Raw genomic sequence first — 19,920 nt, 5'->3', positions numbered from 1 at the left:
TTTACAGGTTTGCTTTTGCGGATTTGCGCCGGCGCCGCAGTTCTATTCAAATATGACAATTCTGTACCAGGCGATTTCAATGAAGAAGCAAAGCCGATCAGGGATGAAAACACTGCGTGTCCTTGCAGGATTATTCTGCTTTATTGTCATGGGTGCCGCAGTTTTTGCACATGCTACAACTGCTGAAGTTCGTTCAGCCCGGGCACCCGTAGTTTATGTTGGCGAGCCCGTCTGCAGTGGCTGTCATGCAAAGCAGTCTGTCACCTGGCAGACATCGCAGCACGCCCATGCGATGGCGCATGCAACTGAAAAGGCGGTGTTGGGAAATTTCGAAAACGTCAAATTTCACAACGCGGGCGTTACGACGACCTTCTTCCGCCGGAATGATGAGTTTTGGGTCAGCACGGATGGTGCTGATGGCGAGTTGGCAGACTTCAAGGTCAGCTACACGTTTGGTGTCTATCCGTTGCAGCAGTATTTGATCGAATTCCCTGATGGGCGCATGCAAGCTTTGTCGATTGCGTGGGATGCCCGGTTAAAAAAGGAAGGCGGTCAGCGCTGGTTCCACCTTTATCCAGATCAACGCATCGAAAGCAAAGATGAATTGCACTGGACCCGTAGCCAGCAAAACTGGAACTACATGTGTGCCGATTGTCATTCCACCAATCTCCGCCGTAACTACGATACCCATTCGAATACTTATGCGACCACCTGGAGTGATATCAGCGTAGCTTGTGAGAGTTGCCACGGCCCCGGATCTGCGCATGTGGAATGGGCTAAAGCAGTTGATGGCGCGCCGTCGGTGCCGTCCATGGGGTTGACGATCCCGCTTAATGAGCGCAAGGGGGTTGTTTGGGTTGCGGATGCTGGGGCAGGCACCGCGTCACGGAGCTCGCCAATGCAGAATCACCGGGAGGTTGAGACTTGCGCTGTTTGCCATTCGCGTCGAGGCTCGATCAGTACAAACCCAGGGCCCACTGGGAAATTGCTCGATACGCATAAACCATCGTTGTTGGTAGAAGGGTTGTATTATGCAGACGGACAGCAAGAGGATGAGGTATACACCTATGGCTCATTCCTGCAATCGAAAATGTACGCCAAGGGTGTGACCTGCAGTGACTGTCACGATCCCCATACCGCCGAGTTGCGGGCACCGGGAAATACACTCTGCGCCCAGTGCCACACGCCTGCTAAATTCGACACGACAGCGCATACCCATCACGAGCCCGACAGCCCGGGTGCGCAGTGTGTAAGTTGTCACATGCCAACACGCGATTACATGGTGGTCGACCCTCGTCGTGACCATTCGTTACGCATCCCGCGGCCCGACCTCAGTGTCAAAATGGGGACTCCAAATGCCTGCAATGATTGCCACACAAAACGCGGGCCAGAGTGGGCCGCCGCCACAATAGAGAACTGGTTCGGTCCCGATCGCAAGGGCTTCCAGATTTGGGGGCCAATCTTTGATGCGGCGCGTAAAGGGCAGGCCTATACGATAGAGGGGTTGGAGAGATTGTTTTCCAATCCGGAAATGCCTGGGATAGTGCGAGCTACCGCTTTGACTGAAATGCGACGGTTCCCCGGAGGGACTCTCTTCGCCGCTATCAATGAAGGTCTATACGACGATGATTCGTTGGTTCGGGTTGCGGCACTGGATGCGCTTACTGACTATCCTCCGGCGGCTCGAATAGCAGCGTTGCGAGCATCGACAAGCGGCGTGCCGGCCGTTAGTGCAGCAGCAGGTCGGGCGCTTGCCCCGGTCGACTTTGGTTCCTTGTCGGTACAAGAGCGAGCGGCAGTTGAGCTCAGTTTCATGAACTACGAAACGACCCAGTCAGCAGTATCGGAACGGCCAGAGGCGCATTTAAACCTTGGCCTCTTTCACGCTGAGCGCGGCGATGCGGTTAGTTCCGAAGCTGAATACCGGCTGGCCATTCAGCGGGACCCCCAGTTTGCGCCAGCCTATGCGAATCTGGCCGATCTATACCGCGCTACAAATCGGGATGTGCAGGCGGAACGTATCCTCGAAGCGGGCCTGACTGCCGTACCTGACAATCCGAGCCTGTTGCACTCGTTGGGTTTAATGCGCATCCGTCAGGGTCGCCAGAGTGACGCGCTTGAGTTTCTGGCGCGCTCTCACAAGCTCGCGCCCGATCCCCGGTTTGCTTACATTTATGCAGTCGCATTACGCTCATACAACCAGCCGGAACAGGCATTGCGAATCCTCGATGCAGCGCTGGCTGTGAATCCAAATGACCCTGATTTGCTCTATGCGCGCCTTTCCTACACCTTGGAAGATGGCGACATTCCGGCCGCACGAAAATACGCAACCCGTTTTGTCGCTGTGGCCCCGGAAGACGCAAGGACATCTTTGTTACTTCAGTCTATTGAGCAGAAGTAACCGGCATTGCATCCATGGTTCGTAAATTTTTCCATGGAGTGCTTGTGCAGGGCTTTAACCGTGCGTGAAAAGGAGCTGGAAGGTATTCAGAAGATGGGCGAAACAAACAACCGTGCCATAAGAAATCTAGCGCGTTAATGCTTTTGATAGACGATAGGTGTATGAGTCTAATTTAGATATTTCCATTTCTTGGGGAAAGAAATGGTGCCGAGGAGAGGACTTGAACCTCCACGGGGTTGCCCCCACTAGCACCTGAAGCTAGCGTGTCTACCAATTTCACCACCTCGGCAGGTGATTTGCAGAATTCCCGTTAGTTTGTTGAAAACTGGGCGTTTCTGCCTAAGATGAACGTGCAGTCTCATCCGATGGCGCGTACTTTAGTAATTCCGGCTTAAGCTGTCAAACATTTTTTCAGTAAATGCTTGGCAGGTAATTATGCCTATAAAAGGTGGGTTGTTAGGCAGTTGCTGCCTCCCAACGTATACTGTGTTGCAAATGAATACGAACAGCGCCGCTGTGGCGCCGCATTGAGCAAGGATTTTAATGGGTTCCAGAAATAAAAAACGCAAAGACCCACACGCCAGTCGTGAGGCCCAAAATTATGACAACCCGATCCAAAGCCGGGAATTCATAATTGCGCACTTGAAAGAGCGGGGGGCTCCGGCAACGCACGAAACATTGTGTTCAGAGCTTGGGCAAACAGACCCGGAAGGTATCGAAGCACTTCGGCGTCGTTTGATCGCCATGTGTCGCGACGGGCAGCTTATCTGCAACCGGCGTGATGCCTATCTGCCGATTGAAGAAGCCGACTTGGTGAGTGGTCGGGTTATTGGGCACAAAGATGGCTTCGGCTTTCTGGTGCCGGATGATGGCGGGTCAGACCTGTTTCTTACTGCCCGGCAAATGCGCCAAGTGTTTCACGGCGATCGGGTAGCCGCCCGGGTAGACAGGGTCGACGACCGTGGCCGGCGTGAAGGCGTTATTGTTGATGTAATTGAACATCGTACACAGCAAACGGTAGGGCGTTTCTTTAATGAAAGCGGCATTGCCTATGTGGTGCCGGAAAACGCCCGCATCAATCACGAAGTGTTGGTGCCGAAAGAGCATGTTGGTGAGGCGGTTCATGGTCAGTATGTCGTTGTCGATATCTTGCGCCAGCCCACCGTGCGTACCCAGCCTACCGGCAAGATAGTCGAGGTTTTGGGTGAACATATGGCGCCGGGGATGGAAATCGACGTGGCTATTCGCTCCTACGATATTCCCCATGAGTGGCCCACCGCAGTAGGCGAGCAAGCTGCTTCTATTGCTGCCGAGGTTGAAGAGAAGGATAAAAAGAATCGCGTCGATATTCGCAACATGCGTTTGGTGACCATCGATGATGAAACCGCCAGGGATTTTGATGATGCGATTTATTGCGAGCCCAGAGGTCGAGGTGGTTATCGACTCGTCGTTGCGATAGCAGACGTGTCTCACTATGTGCGCACTGGGTCGCCCCTTGACGAAGAGGCGTTGCGCCGGGGTAACTCTGTGTACTTCCCGGATCACGTGGTGCCCATGCTTCCGGAGAAGTTGTCCAACGGCCTGTGCTCCCTGAACCCGGATGTTGATCGCCTATGTATGGTTGCAGATATGACCATCAGCGCCGCTGGTAACATCAGTGGATATACGTTTTATCAGGCAGTTATGCGCAGCCATGCCCGACTGACGTATAACAAGGTCAGCGACATGCTTGAGCGGCCAGATACAGAGCCGGGATACCGCCTGTCTGCCCAGTATGCCGACGTGCTGCCACATCTGCATAACCTGTACGATTTGTACAAGTTGCTGCGCAAAGCGCGCACAGAGCGTGGCGCTATCGACTTCGAAACCACGGAAACCCGGATTGTGTTCGATGCTGAGCGCAAAATCGAAGAGATTGTGCCAGTGCACCGTAATGATGCGCACAAGATTGTTGAGGAGAGCATGCTGTGCGCTAACGTAGCCGCGGCGCGCTTCCTCAAGAAGCACAAAATGCCCGCCCTTTACCGGGTGCACGATGGCCCCTCGGAAGAGCGTCTTAATTCGGTGCGTTTGTTCCTGGGTGAGCTGGGTCTGCAGCTGGGTGGTGGCGATAGTCCAACGTCAGCGGATTACCAGGAGTTGTTATCCCAGATTGTCGACAGGCCAGATGCCAATGTGATCCAGACAGTTATGCTGCGGTCGCTGAGCCAGGCGGTTTATAGCCCGGATGAAAGTGGTCACTTCGGCTTGGGCTTCCCAAGTTACGCTCACTTTACCTCTCCAATTCGCCGCTACCCTGACCTGATCGTGCACCGCGCTATCAAATCACGGATTCATAATCCTGAAGTATCCAAGGATGTGGTGTCTCCAGCTGTACACGATGCAACACTGGTAGAGTATCCCTACGATTACGCCAAGATGGAGCAGCTGGGTGAGCATGTGTCGATGACTGAGCGACGCGCAGATGATGCGACCCGCGATGTTATGGCTTGGCTCAAGTGTGAGTTTCTGAGTGATCATGTGGGTGAAGAGTTTGACGGTGTGATTGCCGCTGTTGTGCCCTTTGGTTTCTTTGTTCAGCTCGCGGATGTGTATATCGAAGGTCTTGTGCATGTGTCCACCTTGAGTGGCGACTATTTTCATCACGATGCTGCCAAGCATCGCTTGATTGGCGAGCGCACGGCCATCAGTTTCCGCCTGGGCGACGAGTTGCGTGTACGTGTAATGCGGGTTGGCATGGAAGATCGAAAGATCGACCTGGAGTTGGTCAGTGAGCCGAAACGGCGGCAAGCAGATCGGGACGGGTTGGGGGTTGCCAAGCGGGATGCCCGTGGCAAGGACGGAAAGCGCGGCGACAAAGGCCGTGGTCGTGGCGGGGCGTCTGCGGGGCCAAAATCCGGTAAGAGTGGAAGCACTGGTAGATCCGGGCGTGGCAGCAAGCCTGCGACTGCAAAAGCGCAACTGGTTGCGGAAGCTGCCCGTGATGCTGGCAAAAAGCCCAAGAAGGGTGCGGCCAAGCCAGATGGTGTGAGTAAGCCGCGCAAACCCCGTAAGACAAGCAAATAACAGGAATCCAAACCAGTGTCTCAGGAATTTGTATTCGGTTGGCATGCGGTTGAGGCAGTCCTCAAGCGCGAGCCTGAAAGGTTGCAGCGTGTTTGGATTCAGACTGGCCGGCAGGACAAGCGAGTAAAGTCCATCACAGATGCCCTTGATGAGTTAGGGGTGAAGTGGGGTGTTGTCCATCGCCGTGAGTTGGATGAGCGCGTTGGCGGGGTTCACCAGGGTGTTGTTGCGGCAGTCAGTGAAAGCCGTGAGTGGACAGAAAACGACCTTCTGGCCCAGCTTGCGGCAAGCGACAAGCCTCCGTTTCTGTTAGTGCTGGATGGTGTAACCGATCCCCATAATCTGGGTGCGTGTATGCGCACCTGTGATGCGGTGGGTGTGCAGGCGGTTATCGTTCCTAAGGATAAATCCGCTTCGCTTACTCCAGTGGCCCGTAAAGTTGCTTGCGGTGCGGCCGAGACGGTGCCATTCGTGCGCGTGACGAATCTGGCTCGCTTTCTGCGCACTCTGCAGGATCAGGGTGTTTGGTTGATCGGCACGGCCGGTGAGGCGAAGACGACTCTGTATCAGGCTGACTTTAAAGGCCCGGTTGCGCTGGTGATGGGGGCGGAAGGCAAGGGTATGCGCCGCCTTACCCGTGAGCACTGCGATCAACTTATCCACATACCCATGCTTGGCCATGTGGATAGTCTCAACGTTTCTGTCGCTACTGGCGTTTGCCTGTATGAGGCTTTGCGTCAACGCATTGGTTAGCCCTTGCACAGAAGCCCCTGTACGCCTAGAATACGTGACCCCTTTTTTTAGGGGGAGGTTTGTATTGCTTCTAATCAGGTGTACAACACTTCGCTTTTGATTAAGGTTTTTTGTAAGGCCTTATTAATAAAGCACAAAACCGGCAGCTTAGGCTGTCACCTCCTTGCTTTCATGCTTCCCGGCCAGTCCGTGAATTAGAGAAAGCTGTTTAAACCGTAGGGAGAACTCATGCGTCACTACGAAATCGTATTTATGGTACACCCGGATCAGAGCGAGCAGGTGCCCGCGATGATCGAGCGTTATACCAGCCTCATCACTGAAGATGGCGGCAAGGTAGATCGTTTGGAAGATTGGGGCCGTCGTCATATGGCATACCCGATCAACAAGATTCACAAGGCTCACTATGTGCTGATGAACGTTGAATGTTCACAGGCTGCAATGGACGAGCTGACTCACAACTTCCGGTTTAACGATGCCATCATCCGTGACTTGATTCTGCGTCGCGATGAAGCTGTTACCGATATGTCTCCGATGAAAGCCGCTGAGTCCCGTGAGGACCGTCGTTCCGGCGGAGATGATCGTCCGCGTCGTTCGGCTGAATCTTCTGATGACCGTCAAGGCGAGCGCCAAGACGAAGAGCAGTCAGCGGATTCCCAGGACGAAGAAGAGTAATTAACCGGAGTTGAGGAGATACGTTATGGCTCGTTTTTTCAGACGTCGTAAATTCTGCCGCTTCACGGCAGAAGGTGTTAAAGAGATCGATTATAAAGATCTGGACACCTTGAAAGGTTATGTCACAGAAACCGGCAAAATCGTGCCTAGCCGTATTACAGGCACAAAAGCACGTTATCAGCGTCAGCTGGCTACCGCTATCAAGCGCGCCCGCTACCTGGCACTGCTGCCGTACTCGGATAGCCACGATAACTAAGTAACAGAAAGACAGGACTTGGGACCATGCGTGCACTGGCACAATTTGTAATGCGCGGTCCCCTGCAGGCCAGCGGGGTAGCAGCAGTAACAACTGCGATACCTTTGCTGTTCTGGATTGGCGCAGCGGTTGTTGGCCTGGTTATTCTCAGGCTTGGCATCAGTCAGGGGCTTAATATTGGCCTTTGGGCACTACTTCCGGCTCTTGGTTGGAGTGTGTTCGGGGGCGATCCTACAGCTCTGGCGGTGCTGCTGCAGGTGATGCTGATGGCATCCATGCTGAGAACAACGCTGTCCTGGGAAAGAGCCCTTCTCGGAGGGAGCTTTCTGGCGATCGTCATGGGGCTTATCTTGCCCATGGTGTATCCCGGTTTGATGGACGAACTCGTTCGCACCGGGGTCAGTTTTTACGAACAGTACAATGCTGAAGTGGCCCGTGCGCTTGGGAACGATCTCGAGACGGTTATACGGGACACCATGAACGCCAGTATGGCCGGTAGTTATCTGGCAATCGGCGTGGGCATGACAATGTTGGCAAGATCGTGGCAGTCGGGGTTGTATAATCCCGGCGGATTCCGCAAGGAATTCCATGATCTCAAGCTGTCACCCGCCGTTGCAGTGGTTCTTATCGCCACCATGGTTGTTGGCCCGTTTCTCGGGTTGAATGCTATGTTGCTGGTCTGGATAGCCGGAACGCCGATGTTTTTGGCGGGCCTGGCACTGATTCATGGCATTGTTGGTCGTAAAAATCTGAGTGGCCAGTGGCTTGCAATGTTTTACGTTGCACTGGTGCTTCTGGGCCCAAGCCTGATGATTCTGTTAGTGGTTCTGGCTTTTGTGGATAGCTGGCTGGATATCCGGAGGCGAATAAAGCCTGCCGGGCCGGCTGAATAAAGCACGAAGAGGTTAACGAGATGGAAGTTATTCTGCTCGAGAAAGTTGCAAACCTTGGCACCCTGGGCGACAAGGTAAAAGTAAAGTCCGGTTACGGCCGTAATTATCTGCTTCCGTACGGCAAGGCTGCGCCTGCCACCGAAGCAAACCTGAAGGCGTTCGAAGAGCGTCGTGCCGAGCTTGAGAAAGCAGCAGCCGAGAAGCTGGCAACAGCTCAGGCCCGCGCTGAGGCTCTGGAAGGTGCATCCTTCACAGTTACCTCCAAAGCAGGCGATGAAGGCAAATTGTTTGGCTCCATCGGTGTGCGTGATATTGCTGACGTAATCACTGCTGCAGGTACTGAAGTAGAGAAGAGCGAAGTTCGCTTGCCAGAAGGCCCGCTGCGGTCAACAGGCGAGTATGAGATCGAGCTTCACTTGCACTCTGATGTTGAAGTGACTGTTAAACTGGCGGTTGTTGCCGAGTAAGCTGTCTTCTTCGGAAGCAGTGCCGGGCTTATCCCGGCTTCGGTAACACGCTGGTGGCTGGTAGAGAGCTCTTCTGCGTTTTCGCCCGGCCAACCCAACAGGCCCGAACCGTTTAATACGGCTTTCGGGCCTGTTGCTTTCTGGTATGCTGTTAACTCCGGTAACCCCCTCCATTGCTGCGACCTTCCGCGTACACTGTCGTGGCTGTGATGTTCAACTGAAGATGTGTTCATGGCGAAGCCTAATCTGAAACCCGCAATTATCGATACCGAAACCAGCCGCATCAAGGTGCCACCTCATTCCGCAGAAGCGGAACAGGCAGTGCTGGGTGGTCTTATGCTGGACAACCGGCGATTTGATGAGATTACCGAGATAATCTCCGCTGCCGATTTTTATCGCCAGGATCACCGGCTGATCTTTGGTGCGGTGGAGCGTCTGGCTAGCGAAAATGAGCCGCTGGATGTTGTTACTCTGGCTGAATTTCTGGAGCGTGCGGGCGATATTGAAGATGCCGGTGGGCTTTCTTATCTGGCGGAGCTGGCCGAGAAAACACCCGGTGCTGCCAATATTCGAGCCTATGCCGAGATCGTCCGAGAGCGCTCAATCCTCCGGCAGCTCGTGGAAGTTTCAGGCACGATCACCGATTCGGCGTTTAATCCTCAAGGGCGCAACAGCAGCGAGATTCTGGATGAGGCGGAGCGTAATGTATTCAAAATTGCTGAGTCCAGGGTTAAAGAAGGCTCGGGTCCTCAGTCGATTAATCCGATTCTGACCAAAGCCCTGAGCCGTATTGAAGAATTGTTCGAATCTGGCGAACAGACTACTGGTTTGACGACAGGGTTCAGAGACCTGGATGAGCAAACATCTGGTATGCAGCCTGCCGATCTCATCATCGTGGCTGGACGACCCTCGATGGGTAAGACCACCTTCGCCATGAATATTGTCGAGAATGCCCTGATCAGCACGGGCACACCGGTTTTGGTATTCAGTATGGAGATGCCGGCAGATGCACTGGCCATGCGTATGCTGTCGTCTCTGGGGCGCATTGACCAAAGCAAGGTTCGTGGCGGAAAGCTTGAAGAGGACGATTGGCCAAGGCTTACCTCTGCTGTCAGCCTGCTTAAAGACAAGCCTTTGTATATTGATGATACACCGGGCCTTAGCCCTACTGATCTGCGCTCTCGCGCACGCCGGATTGCCCGTGAGAACGGGGGCAAAATCGGCTTGATCATGGTCGACTACCTGCAGTTGATGCGGGTGCCAGGCAATACTGAAGGCCGGACCGCGGAGATCTCGGAGATTTCCCGGTCCCTGAAAGGCATAGCAAAAGAACTTAGCTGCCCAGTGGTGGCGCTTTCGCAGCTTAACCGGAGCCTTGAGCAGCGCCCCAACAAACGCCCGATTAACTCTGACTTGCGAGAGTCTGGTGCGATTGAGCAAGACGCAGACGTCATCATGTTTGTTTATCGTGATGAAGTGTACAACGAAGATACGCCAGATAAGGGCGTTGCCGAGATTATCATCGGTAAGCAGCGTAATGGTCCTATTGGCACCATACGCCTCGCCTTCATTGGTAAATATACAAAATTTGAAGACCTCGCTAGCGGTGACTACGGGGATTATGGTGGAGAATACTAATGCCGCGCAGTACCGTCGCCCGCATTGATCTTGATGCTTTGCGCACTAACTACCTCGCAGCTTGCGAGCGTTCAGGTGGCGCCAAAGTCATGGCCGTTGTGAAGGCTGATGGCTACGGCCATGGTATTGCCCGGGTTACATCGGCACTGGCGGATATTGCGCCCAAGTTCGCCGTTGCCTGTATTGAAGAAGCTTGGGCTATTCGCGCGGCAGGCCATGCGCAGCCAGTGGTGTTGCTTCAGGGAGTGCATGCCGCGGGTGACCTGGCGGACTGCGTACACAGTAACTTTGAGCCGGTAGTGCACGGTGAGCACCAACTGGCGTGGATGGAGCACAGTGGCGTTGCGCCGACCTTCTGGTTGAAGGTTAACACTGGAATGAACCGTCTGGGCTTCCGGGGAGATGCTCTGCCTGCCGTGATGACCAAGCTCGAAAAAATGGGTGCTGCGCCCAAGCTTCAAGGGTTTGTTGGCCATTTCGCATGCGCTGATGATGCCAGTAGCACAATGACACTTGCCCAGACTGCAAACTTTGAAACAGCAACCGCGCCCTGGCCCACACTGATGAAAAGCGTGGGGAATTCTGCAGCCCACTTTATTCCAGGCCAGCCTCTGTTTGACTGGAGTCGCCCGGGCATCATGCTCTATGGGGGCTCACCGATCATTGGGAAGACGGGCCCCCAACTCGGTCTTGAACCAGTGATGAGCCTTGAAGCGCCGCTTATCACCACGCGGGTTGTGAAAGCGGGGGAAAGTGTAGGCTATGGCGCAGGCTGGGTTGCTGAGCGCGACACCCGCATGGGTATGGTCGCCATCGGCTACGGAGACGGCTACCCTCGCCATGCTGGAACGGACACGCCGGCGGCCATTGCTGGCCGCCGTATCAGGCTGATCGGTCGGGTCTCCATGGATATGCTGGCAGTGGATTTGAGTAATGTGCCAGAGGCCAGGGAAGGAGATCTTGTTGAGTTGTGGGGGCGCACGGTTGGAATCGACGAGGTGGCAAGCTGTGCCGGAACCATCTCTTATGAGCTACTCACGGGGCTTACCAGCCGGGTTCCTCGAGTCTCCCAATAGCCTGCTCAGGTAGTTTCAGGCTCCTGGATGATTTCTTCAATGAAGTCGAGAATGGATGCCAAGCTGCGGTCGTCCAGCTTTTTAAGTACTTTGTGGACAACCATCTTACTGCCTTTGAGCATGCTGCTAATGCCTACTTTGGCCATGCTTAGCATCATCTTGCTGGCCCTCAGTCGTCGCAGAGGCTCGATAAAAAAGAAATCCAGGCCTGCGTCGGTCATGTCTACAATCAGGGCGTAGAGCTTGTCGATCGCTTCTTTGTCAGCTTTGCCGCGCCCGCGTAGCTCTTCTACGGTATATAGGGCCCGCATGCGCAATTCGTCTGGAATTGGGGCAACAATATGGCTCTGTTGTTTCAGCATGGTGATCCTGTTGTTGTATGCTTCTTGAAGGGATAGCAAGTGCAGTGCCGAGCAGGCTCGCCTGACGGCATCTTGAGTTGCGAATCATTCTACGAAACGGTAGCAGGAAGCCATTGGCCAAACAGGGCCCCCTGGCGCGTCATATCAGTAATATCCGGAGGCATTGAACCCTAGTGCATGTACTTGTTGTTCACGATTACGGCCCCTTGGGGAAGGTTCTGCTCGAGCGGCTCAGGAATACCTCTCTGCGTGTTAGCCCGTTGCTGGTCAGCGATCCGGCTGGTGCTAACCTGAGTGCCCTTGAGCGCTGGATCCCGGACGATACTGATCTTATTGTTAATGCGCTCTGGATGGCAGACCCTGAAGTCGCAGAACGCGATCCCGAAGGCACCCACAAAGCCGCATTTTCACTTCCGGTGGCCATCGCGGAGTATGCCCGCGACAAAGGCATGGCGCTGTTCCAGCTATCTTCGTGCTACGTGTTTGATGGCCGTAAGCAAAGCGGCTATATAGCTTCTAACCCCGGCCAGCCGGTGAATGAACTTGGCAACTGGCAGTGGGAGTGTGAACAGGCATTGCGCACACTCTTGCCCCGGCACATTATTTTACGTACCGGATGGAGTTTGGGGCGCTTCATTCGCAAAGTTCAGGCGAGCACCGCAGCGAATGAGACTCTGACCTTACCCGGGCGTTGTGTGGGGCAACCTGTGTCAGTGCAGGATCTCGCGAGGGTAATGACCGCTGTTATTCAGCAGCTGGATTGCGGTGCTGAGGTGTGGGGAACCTATCAGTACGCGGGCGCCGAAGAGATCAGTCTGTATGAGTTAGGTCTGGCCATTGCTGGCTTGCCGGGTATTCCGGAAGATATTCACGTTGTGGATGATATGCCGTTATGGGGCGCTCTTGAGCCACCCAATACAACGCTGATCTGTACCAAAATCCGTAATACATTCGGAATCAAACAGCAGCCGTGGCGCTCCGGGTTAGCGAATGAGCTGACTATGCTGAAGGAAGGTTTGGTGCGAGCTGAAACTGGCTTGCCGACCAAGTAATGGCAGCCGGTTCCAGTAAATAGGGGTTCATTGCTCGCAGTTTTGGCGTGAAAGCTCACGGGTTACCAGTTGCAGTGCTTCAACATCCAGCAACTCGACTTCACGGCCTCGCGCGCGGATAAGGCCCTGGTTCTGGAAACGAGTGAAAACACGGCTAACCGTTTCAACCGCTAGCCCAAGAAAGTTCGCAATATCATTTCTGGCCATAGGCAGGCTGAAGTTGGTTGGCGACATGCGCCGGCGCTGGAAACGGCTGGATAGAGAAAGAAGCAGTGCTGCAATACGTTCTTCCGCCGTGTTCTTGCTAAGCAGCATGGCCAATTGATGACTGTTTTGAATTTCCTGGCTCATCAGGCGGTACATGTGGTGCTGTAGATCTGGCAACTTGCCGGTGAGCTCTTCCAGCTTTTCAATCGGGAACTCGCATACGCTTGTGCGCTCCAGCGCTTTGGCTGTGCATGCGTAGAACTCGCCGCTCATGCTGTCCAGGCCCACAAGCTCTCCTGGCATGAAAAAGCCGGTAACCTGCTCTTCACCACCTTCGGTGATAATCGACGTTTTGACCGATCCACTTTTTACAGCGAAGCAGGAGCGGAACGGTGTGCTTTGATCGAAGATATGTTCACCACGATCATACATGCGCCCTTGTTGTACAATGTCTTCCAGGCTATCCAGGTCATTATCCTGAACGGCAAGTGGTAAGCACAGGTTGCTCAAGCTGCACTGCTGACAGGATGCTTTCAGGGGCGAGGTTGCTTGGCGAAATCTGATTGCTTGAGCCATTTCTGGTGGACCGTCCGAATTGATGCAAATCAAAGGATCACTCTAATACGTGGGCACTGATTTGCCAATGAGCAAATCTAAGGATATGCATATATCGCCTAATGACGTCGGCCCGAGCGGGCTGCTTTGGCTGCAGCTTTCTTTTCGGAAAGCTTGGCTTCTCTTTCAGCTTCCGCCGCGGCGGCTATCTTTATTTCCTGCTCTACCATCTCGGGTGTCTCCAGAGAGATTCTCCCAAGCGTGCCAGCACGGAACTCATTGAGCAGCACTTCAGAAACTTTGTTCAAGTCCGGAACTCCACCGCGGCCGAGGAACCGCCGCTTTTTGGCGATGCCGTCCATGAGGGCTAAGCCATCTGCCGGCAGCTCGTTAAAGCCGTATCGGGCTTTCACAAGCTCGGGGTAGGCTTCTCGCAGGTAGTCCGCTTCAAACATCGCAATGTCTTCAAAATCCAGAACGGAGCTACGTATGGCTCCGGTAATCGCAAGCCGGTATCCACATTCCTCTGGTGAGAGCTTTGGCCACAGGAACCCGGGTGTATCGTAAAGCAAAATGTTGTCCGGCAATTTGATGGTTTGCTGGGCCTTGGTAACCGCCGGTTCATTACCGGTTTTGGCCGCCGGGCGCCCGGCAAGGGTATTGATCAGCGTGGATTTACCTACGTTGGGAATACCCAGAATCATTACCCGTAAAGCGCTTTTCTGGCGGTCATGATTGGGTGTCATTTCCCCGGCCAGCCGGAGTATATCCAGCGCCTCGCCGCGTTGGTTGTGGGTGAGGGTGATGGTTCGTACGCCTCGCTCTCTTTCCAGCCAGGTCTGCCACTGCGCCGTGATGGCAGGATCAGCGAGATCGCGCTTGTTAAGGACCCTCAGTAGTGGTGTGTCTCCGCGCAGGGCGGGCACCAGCGGGTTTTCGCTGCTAAAGGGGATGCGGGCGTCCAGTACCTCAATGATGAGATCCATTTGAGGCATGATTTGTTTGATCTCCTTGCGGGCTTTGTGCATGTGCCCTGGAAACCAGTTAATAGCCATCTGTTACGCTCCGGAAGTGTGTGAATAGGGGCATTATGAAGGGGAATGACCAAACTTTCACATTTGTTTCAATGCGCTAGTGTGGCGGGTTTTGAGCGGGCTTGGCTCACAACCTGTACAAAAAGAAGGGGTGTTGGGGTGAAAAGCAAGGGCGGGATGCTTTAGGCTGTGAAATCAGTTGATTAACCAAACCACATTGTTAACGGAGATTTCTATGAAGCTTGCAAAACTGTTCGGCACTGCTCTTGTGGCACTGAGCCTTTCCGCACCCGCATTGGCGCAGCAAGCGCCGGGTGGACAGCCCGATCAGGTAGATCAGCTGGCTCAGATGGTAGGGCTTTCCGAGGATCAGCAAAAAGAGATCCGAGGCATCCTTGATGAGATGCAAGGTGAAATTGGTACGCTGCGCGAAGAAGCTCGTGCCTTGCAGGAGCAAATGCAGGCTGAAATCAAAGCGGATTACGATGAAGGCGCCATTCGCAAGCAAGGAGAGAATCTGGGCGATGTAACCGGTGAAATTGCCACGCTTTCAGCTCTGATGCAGGCTAAGGTCGACAGCGTGTTCACGCAGGAGCAGCGTGATGAGCTGGATAAGAAGATGCAGGAAATGCGTCAGCAAATGCAGCAGCGCCAAATGATGATGCAGCAGCAAGGGCAGTAAAATGTACCCTGCTATCTCACCTGTTTATCAGGGGGGTAAGGAAAGAGGGCAGTGCGCAATCCGTGTGCGCACTGCCTGAGCTCAACCGGTAATTAGAAGTACAGGTTGAACATTACGTTGGCTGTGCCCAAATCGATCGTGGTGTCGCAAGCGTTACAGCCGCCATCAGCAATCTCAGCGCCAATCTGGCCACTGATTGAAACGCCGTCGGTGATCATGGCTTCAGCACCAAAGAATGCACCAATGCCAAAGCCTGTGTCTGCTGCGTTAACAATGCCCAAAGCTCCGCCAGCGAAGGGGCGAATACGGTTGGACATGTCACCCAGGTACATGCGTGCGCCACCGCCGACTGTGAAGATAGTGTCAGCAGAGCCGCCGGGATCTGTGATAGAGAGGTAGCCGAAGGGCAGCAGTGTCTCGCTAGCCTTGTAGCCGATCATGTAGCTAGGGGCAGTTACACTTGGAGTTCCAAATACACTTGAGCTACCAAACGGGTTAAAGCCCATCATGATTTTGCCAGACTCAGATTCCTGAGCAACAGCCATGCCAGAGGACAGGATAGCGGTAGCAGCGGTAGCAGCAACCAGTTTGGACTTGAGAGAGAAAAGCTTCATTATCAGATTTCCATTCTTTGGTGTTTTAAGCAAGAACCGGAGCAGGCCCTAGGGTGATCTAAGGCGCTACGGTGTCCGGGTCGCGCAGTGCCTGAGCGACGGTGTGGATTTTCGTTGCTTTAGCTATGAAACGCAAGACTGAAGGCAGGATGAAGCTAAGGGTAGTGTTCAGCTTATGCACTATTCAACGTGTTTAACGGGAATCTGAATAGCATTTGAGGCTGCAGGTACTTTTGGGACCGCAAGGCCCAGGTTGTTTTTGTCGAACACTTTGTCAGCCCTGTAGCTTGAACGTACCATTGGCCCCGACGGTACTTCCATGAAGCCTTTCTCCAAACCTATTTCACGGTACTGATTAAACTCTTCCGGCGTTACATAACGCTCTACCGGCAAATGGTTTGGCGTTGGCCGTAAGTACTGGCCCAGTGTCAGAATATCCACGCCTATTTCGCGTAGATCGTCCATGGTGGCCAGGATTTCTTCATGGGTCTCGCCCAAGCCCAGCATCAAGCTGGTTTTAGTGAGCACGTCTGGCCGGTATTGCTTGGCGTGAGCCAACACACTGAGCGTCTTTTCATAGCCTGCACGTGGGTCACGAACGCGACGTGTTAGCCGCTCTACAGTTTCAACGTTCTGCGCAAATACCTCGAGGCCGGAGTCCAGTACCTTCTCTACATCGCTCATTACCGCATCGAAGTCGGGCGTCAACGCCTCTACAGCGACTTCTGGTGTGCGCTTTTTGATGGCTGATACGCAGGCCGCGTAGTGGGCAGCGCCGCCATCTTCCAGGTCGTCCCTGTCTACAGAGGTAAGTACAATATAGCGTAGGCCCATGAGCTCAACAGACTTGGCGGTGTTTTCAGGCTCGTCTTTGTCCAGCCAGCCATTGGGGTTGCCTGTGTCCACAGCACAGAAGCGGCAGGCGCGGGTGCATACTGAGCCCATCACCATGATGGTTGCCGTGCCGGCGGTCCAGCATTCGCCAATATTGGGGCAATGAGATTCCTGGCACACAGTGCTTAACCGGTTTTCCGTAACGTTTTTGCGCACAGCTTCAAAGCGCTCGCCACCGGGCATCTTTGCTCTCAGCCACCGAGGCTTGCGTTCAACAGATACAGGCTCCTGATTTGCCGAGCGCTTCTGGCCATCTTTGATAGCTGAAAAACCATGCTCGTTACGGAATTTGGAACCACTGGTGACGCGGGGCTTTGTGCTTTCGCTCATTGCAACCGGACTCTCATTAAGGCTTGGGGATCCTGAGAGAATAATCCGCTGGCAGGGCAGTTACAAGGCAGGTAAGGGCAATCACGGGGTGTTATAGGGGGATACCGGGCACGACTTTCGTCGTACCCGGTGGAGGATTATTGATTAGATGCGGTTAAGCCTGAGCTTTTTCCAGTGCTTGAGACACGTCGGCAAGAATGTCATCTATGTGTTCGATGCCAATGGACAGGCGTACCAGATCTTCACTCACTCCCGCATTTTCGAGTTCTTCCGCGTTTAGCTGGCGGTGAGTGGTGGTGGCCGGGTGGCAAGCCAGTGACTTGGCATCACCAATGTTGACCAAGCGGTAGATCAGATCCAGCGCATCAATAAACTTGGCGCCAGCTTCACGTCCGCCTTTAATGCCGAAGCTCACAATGCCGGATGCTTTGCCGCCACAGATCTTGTCGCAAGTGGCTTTATACGGGCTGTTTTCCAGCGCAGCGTAGTTCACCCATTCAACTGCTGGATGATTCTGCAGGAAGTTGGCAACCTTCTCAGCGTTCTCGCAGTGGCGCTCCATACGCAAGCCCAGAGTTTCCAAACCTTGCATGATCAGGAATGAGTTGAAGGGCGAGAGGGCTGAGCCCGTGTTGCGCAGGGGCACAACGCGGCAGCGACCGATAAACGCCGCAGCGCCCAGAGCTTCGGTGTAGACCACACCGTGGTATGAGGGGTCTGGCTCGTTCATCATCGGGAACCTGTCGCCGTTGGCTTTCCAGTCAAACTTGCCAGAATCCACAATAATGCCGGCTACGGTTGTTCCGTGTCCGCCAATGTACTTGGTGAGGGAGTGCACAACGATATCTGCGCCATGCTCGAAGGGGCGGCAAATGTAGGGCGTTGCAACGGTATTATCTACGATCAATGGAATGCCATGCTTGTGAGCGATTTCAGCCCAGCGTGCAATATCTACTACGTTGCCGGCCGGGTTGCCAATGGACTCGCAGAACAGGGCGCGGGTCTGGTCATCAATCGCCTTTTCAATAGCATCAAAGTCGTCATGGCGGACCATGCGGCATTCAATGCCCTGGTTCGGCAACGAGTGTGCAAACAGGTTGTAGGTGCCGCCATACAACTGGCCGGTGCTGATGATGTTATTGCCCACCCGGCAGATGGTTTGTAGAGCGTAGGTAATGGCAGACATGCCAGAGGCAACGGCAAGGGAGCCTACACCGCCCTCAAGCGCAGTCATGCGCTCTTCTAGTACCGAGTTGGTCGGGTTCATGATTCGGGTGTAAATGTTGCCGGCAACCTTCAGGTTAAACAGATCCGCACCATGCTGGGTGTCGTCAAACGTGTAGGACGTGGTCTGGTAGATTGGCGTGGTTGCGGCTTTGGTGGTCGGATCGCCTTTGAATCCGGCGTGAAGGGCAATCGTCTCGAATTTCATAGTAACTTCCTTGCGAATGGATAGTTGGCGTTGTTGGTTTCGGGCGTCAGTATGCCATATAGATTTGGCGGGGTTTATACCGGTATGCAATCGTGACATGCCTGAACATAATATGCAGGCCTTTGAGGGCGATAAACCATTGAGAGTGAGGGGGATGGGTGATGAATAGTTGGGTATTTCTGGGGGTAGCCATAGTGGCTGAGGTGATAGCTACCTCTGCGCTTAGAGCAAGCGAAGGGTTTACCCGGCTGGTGCCGTCTCTCATTGTTGTTCTGGGCTACGGCTTGGCATTTTACCTACTTGCGTTAGCCTTGCGGACGATTCCGGTCGGAATCGCTTACGCAATTTGGGCAGGTCTTGGCATCGTACTTATCGCAGCAGTGGGCTGGGTTGTATTTGGAGAGAAGCTGGATGCCTGGGGTCTGGTTGGTATGGGGTTGATTATTTCCGGCGTATTCGTGCTGAACGTTCTCTCCCGGACCGGCGTTCATTGATTGGAGGGGGGTTCGGATATGGCTGTGTCAGAGTCGGGAAACAGGGTGTCGTAACACCAGGTAAACACAAAGGCATACACCAGATAAAACAGCGCAAATGAGACATCCACCAGAAGCGCTTCCAGCAGCCCTATATCCATCCACCAGGCAATAATCGGAAGAAAGGCTACTAATAACCCCGACTCGAAACAGATGGCATGTATGAAGCGATGTTTCAGGGATTTGCGGGTTGAGCCGGTAAATCGTTTTAGTGTGTGGTCAAAACCAAGATTGAAAATGTAGTTCCACACTGTGGCTAGCGTAGCCCCAATCAGGCCAAGCACGCCGGTCTTTTCAAGTGAGTAACCAAAGGCGAAGGCTGCCAGGGGAACGGAAATGAGCAGCCCGATAACTTCAAAGGAAACCGCTTGCCGGATTCTGTCGCCAGTGGTTCTCATGAGAAGTCTCCACAGAAGCTGGGTGCTGGGCGCTTTTTCTGCGCGAAAATAAAAAAAGGCCGCGACGTGAATCGCGGCCTTTTTCGAATACTGGTAGCAAGGGGCGGAGTTGAACCGCCGACCCCAGCATTATGAGTACAAAAGAACGCATCTCGTAAAGCTTCAAAGCCTTGCAATATATGTGTTTGCTCTAGGCTCTGATTTCATAAAGTGGCATAGATTAGCTATGCGCTGGTCAACTGGTCAACATCAGTTATCTCTTTTTAGGAAGTCGCGCTTGTCATCTATTATTTTTATATCCCGGTAGGCAAAACAAAAAAACCGTTGTGATTCGAGTACAACTCTACGCCCGTGATTTTTTTGAAACGGTTTAATTCTGGTCAGTTCTTCACATACTTTTTTGAAGTCTTCTTTTGCATTTGCCCTGCATAGAACCCTTTCATTTTTTGGAGCTGCTGAGCACAAGGAATCTAGATCCAAGTCTCCATCTTCAGTGACCTCGTACGTGTACGGGTATGATTTAGCCATGTAGCTGGGTACTGGCATTTCATCTGCTTGTATGTTTGTCGTAACTATTAACAAAAATAAAAGTAGCTTTTTCAACC

The 19,920-nt window shown here is 53.6% G+C and carries 20 protein-coding genes and 1 tRNA gene; 12 read left to right on the top strand and 9 right to left on the bottom strand.

Annotation, left to right across the window (positions count from 1 at the left end; genetic code table 11):
- Positions 1–79 precede the first annotated feature (79 nt).
- Complete coding sequence (locus AADB16_RS16565) at positions 80–2,401, top strand: tetratricopeptide repeat protein (RefSeq protein WP_410804880.1); 2,322 nt, start codon at positions 80–82, stop codon at positions 2,399–2,401.
- 202 nt (positions 2,402–2,603) lie between these two features.
- Here the strand turns inward: AADB16_RS16565 and AADB16_RS16560 are convergent.
- Positions 2,604–2,690 (bottom strand) — tRNA-Leu (locus AADB16_RS16560).
- A 254-nt stretch (positions 2,691–2,944) separates the two neighbouring features.
- On the opposite strand from AADB16_RS16560, the gene rnr reads away from it, so the two are divergent.
- From rnr to alr, 8 genes are all read left to right on the top strand, one after another.
- A complete protein-coding gene (gene rnr, locus AADB16_RS16555) occupies positions 2,945–5,467 on the top strand; it encodes a ribonuclease R (RefSeq protein WP_410804878.1) in 2,523 nt (840 codons plus the stop codon).
- A 15-nt stretch (positions 5,468–5,482) separates the two neighbouring features.
- Positions 5,483–6,220 carry a 23S rRNA (guanosine(2251)-2'-O)-methyltransferase RlmB gene (gene rlmB, locus AADB16_RS16550; RefSeq protein ID WP_410804876.1) on the top strand — a complete coding sequence of 246 codons (738 nt, stop codon included), beginning with the start codon at positions 5,483–5,485 and terminating at the stop codon, positions 6,218–6,220.
- A 228-nt stretch (positions 6,221–6,448) separates the two neighbouring features.
- A complete protein-coding gene (rpsF, locus tag AADB16_RS16545) occupies positions 6,449–6,892 on the top strand; it encodes a 30S ribosomal protein S6 (protein ID WP_298449752.1) in 444 nt (147 codons plus the stop codon).
- Positions 6,893–6,917: 25 nt separating this feature from the next.
- Positions 6,918–7,148: a 30S ribosomal protein S18 gene (gene rpsR, locus AADB16_RS16540; protein WP_114613426.1), complete on the top strand. Its 231-nt coding sequence runs from the start codon at positions 6,918–6,920 to the stop codon at positions 7,146–7,148.
- A gap of 26 nt (positions 7,149–7,174) precedes the next feature.
- On the top strand, positions 7,175–8,041 hold the full coding sequence (locus AADB16_RS16535; RefSeq protein ID WP_410804873.1) for a hypothetical protein: 867 nt from the start codon (positions 7,175–7,177) through the stop codon (positions 8,039–8,041).
- A gap of 20 nt (positions 8,042–8,061) precedes the next feature.
- Positions 8,062–8,508, top strand: a complete 447-nt coding sequence (gene rplI / locus AADB16_RS16530; protein ID WP_298449760.1) for a 50S ribosomal protein L9 — start codon at positions 8,062–8,064, stop codon at positions 8,506–8,508.
- Between the two features lie 231 nt (positions 8,509–8,739).
- On the top strand, positions 8,740–10,146 hold the full coding sequence (gene dnaB / locus AADB16_RS16525; RefSeq protein ID WP_298449762.1) for a replicative DNA helicase: 1,407 nt from the start codon (positions 8,740–8,742) through the stop codon (positions 10,144–10,146).
- Positions 10,146–11,222 carry an alanine racemase gene (gene alr / locus AADB16_RS16520; RefSeq protein WP_410804870.1) on the top strand — a complete coding sequence of 359 codons (1,077 nt, stop codon included), beginning with the start codon at positions 10,146–10,148 and terminating at the stop codon, positions 11,220–11,222. The genes dnaB and alr overlap by 1 nt, the downstream gene beginning before the upstream one ends.
- A 5-nt stretch (positions 11,223–11,227) precedes the next feature.
- On the opposite strand, the gene AADB16_RS16515 is transcribed toward alr, so the two are convergent.
- Positions 11,228–11,584: a hypothetical protein gene (locus tag AADB16_RS16515; protein ID WP_298449767.1), complete on the bottom strand. Its 357-nt coding sequence runs from the start codon at positions 11,582–11,584 to the stop codon at positions 11,228–11,230.
- A 173-nt stretch (positions 11,585–11,757) separates the two neighbouring features.
- Here AADB16_RS16515 and AADB16_RS16510 point away from each other — a divergent pair, with 173 nt between their 5' ends.
- The gene (locus AADB16_RS16510; protein WP_410804867.1) at positions 11,758–12,636 is read left to right on the top strand and encodes an SDR family oxidoreductase; all 879 of its coding nucleotides are present in this window, start codon (positions 11,758–11,760) and stop codon (positions 12,634–12,636) included.
- A gap of 27 nt (positions 12,637–12,663) precedes the next feature.
- Here AADB16_RS16510 and fnr read toward each other — a convergent pair whose 3' ends face one another.
- Both fnr and ylqF read right to left on the bottom strand, forming a co-directional pair.
- Entirely contained in the window at positions 12,664–13,419 is a 756-nt protein-coding gene (gene fnr / locus AADB16_RS16505; protein WP_410804865.1) for a fumarate/nitrate reduction transcriptional regulator Fnr, read from the bottom strand.
- 98 nt (positions 13,420–13,517) lie between these two features.
- Positions 13,518–14,453: a ribosome biogenesis GTPase YlqF gene (gene ylqF, locus AADB16_RS16500; protein WP_410804863.1), complete on the bottom strand. Its 936-nt coding sequence runs from the start codon at positions 14,451–14,453 to the stop codon at positions 13,518–13,520.
- A 214-nt stretch (positions 14,454–14,667) separates the two neighbouring features.
- Between ylqF and AADB16_RS16495 the strand changes: the two genes are divergently transcribed.
- Entirely contained in the window at positions 14,668–15,114 is a 447-nt protein-coding gene (locus AADB16_RS16495) for a Spy/CpxP family protein refolding chaperone (RefSeq protein WP_309044865.1), read from the top strand.
- Positions 15,115–15,206: 92 nt separating this feature from the next.
- Here AADB16_RS16495 and AADB16_RS16490 read toward each other — a convergent pair whose 3' ends face one another.
- The 3 genes from AADB16_RS16490 to AADB16_RS16480 all read right to left on the bottom strand — a co-directional run bounded on the left by AADB16_RS16490 (position 15,207) and on the right by AADB16_RS16480 (position 18,384).
- The gene (locus AADB16_RS16490; protein WP_410804861.1) at positions 15,207–15,728 is read right to left on the bottom strand and encodes a hypothetical protein; all 522 of its coding nucleotides are present in this window, start codon (positions 15,726–15,728) and stop codon (positions 15,207–15,209) included.
- A 180-nt stretch (positions 15,729–15,908) separates the two neighbouring features.
- A complete protein-coding gene (gene lipA, locus AADB16_RS16485) occupies positions 15,909–16,952 on the bottom strand; it encodes a lipoyl synthase (protein WP_410804859.1) in 1,044 nt (347 codons plus the stop codon).
- Positions 16,953–17,106: 154 nt separating this feature from the next.
- Complete coding sequence (locus AADB16_RS16480) at positions 17,107–18,384, bottom strand: O-acetylhomoserine aminocarboxypropyltransferase/cysteine synthase family protein (RefSeq protein ID WP_410804857.1); 1,278 nt, start codon at positions 18,382–18,384, stop codon at positions 17,107–17,109.
- A gap of 161 nt (positions 18,385–18,545) precedes the next feature.
- Here AADB16_RS16480 and AADB16_RS16475 point away from each other — a divergent pair, with 161 nt between their 5' ends.
- Positions 18,546–18,878, top strand: a complete 333-nt coding sequence (locus tag AADB16_RS16475; RefSeq protein WP_298449783.1) for a DMT family transporter — start codon at positions 18,546–18,548, stop codon at positions 18,876–18,878.
- Here the strand turns inward: AADB16_RS16475 and AADB16_RS16470 are convergent.
- Positions 18,872–19,315, bottom strand: a complete 444-nt coding sequence (locus AADB16_RS16470) for a PACE efflux transporter (protein ID WP_309044861.1) — start codon at positions 19,313–19,315, stop codon at positions 18,872–18,874. The two genes, AADB16_RS16475 and AADB16_RS16470, sit on opposite strands and share 7 nt — an antisense overlap.
- A gap of 249 nt (positions 19,316–19,564) precedes the next feature.
- Positions 19,565–19,918: a hypothetical protein gene (locus tag AADB16_RS16465; RefSeq protein WP_410804854.1), complete on the bottom strand. Its 354-nt coding sequence runs from the start codon at positions 19,916–19,918 to the stop codon at positions 19,565–19,567.
- Positions 19,919–19,920 lie beyond the last annotated feature (2 nt).

It is taken from the genome of Marinobacter sp. KMM 10035 (assembly GCF_046537445.1).
Classification (GTDB): domain Bacteria; phylum Pseudomonadota; class Gammaproteobacteria; order Pseudomonadales; family Oleiphilaceae; genus Marinobacter; species Marinobacter sediminicola.
The sequence above is the reverse complement of the archived record's forward strand: the minus strand, read 5'-3'. Positions and strand labels throughout refer to the sequence as shown.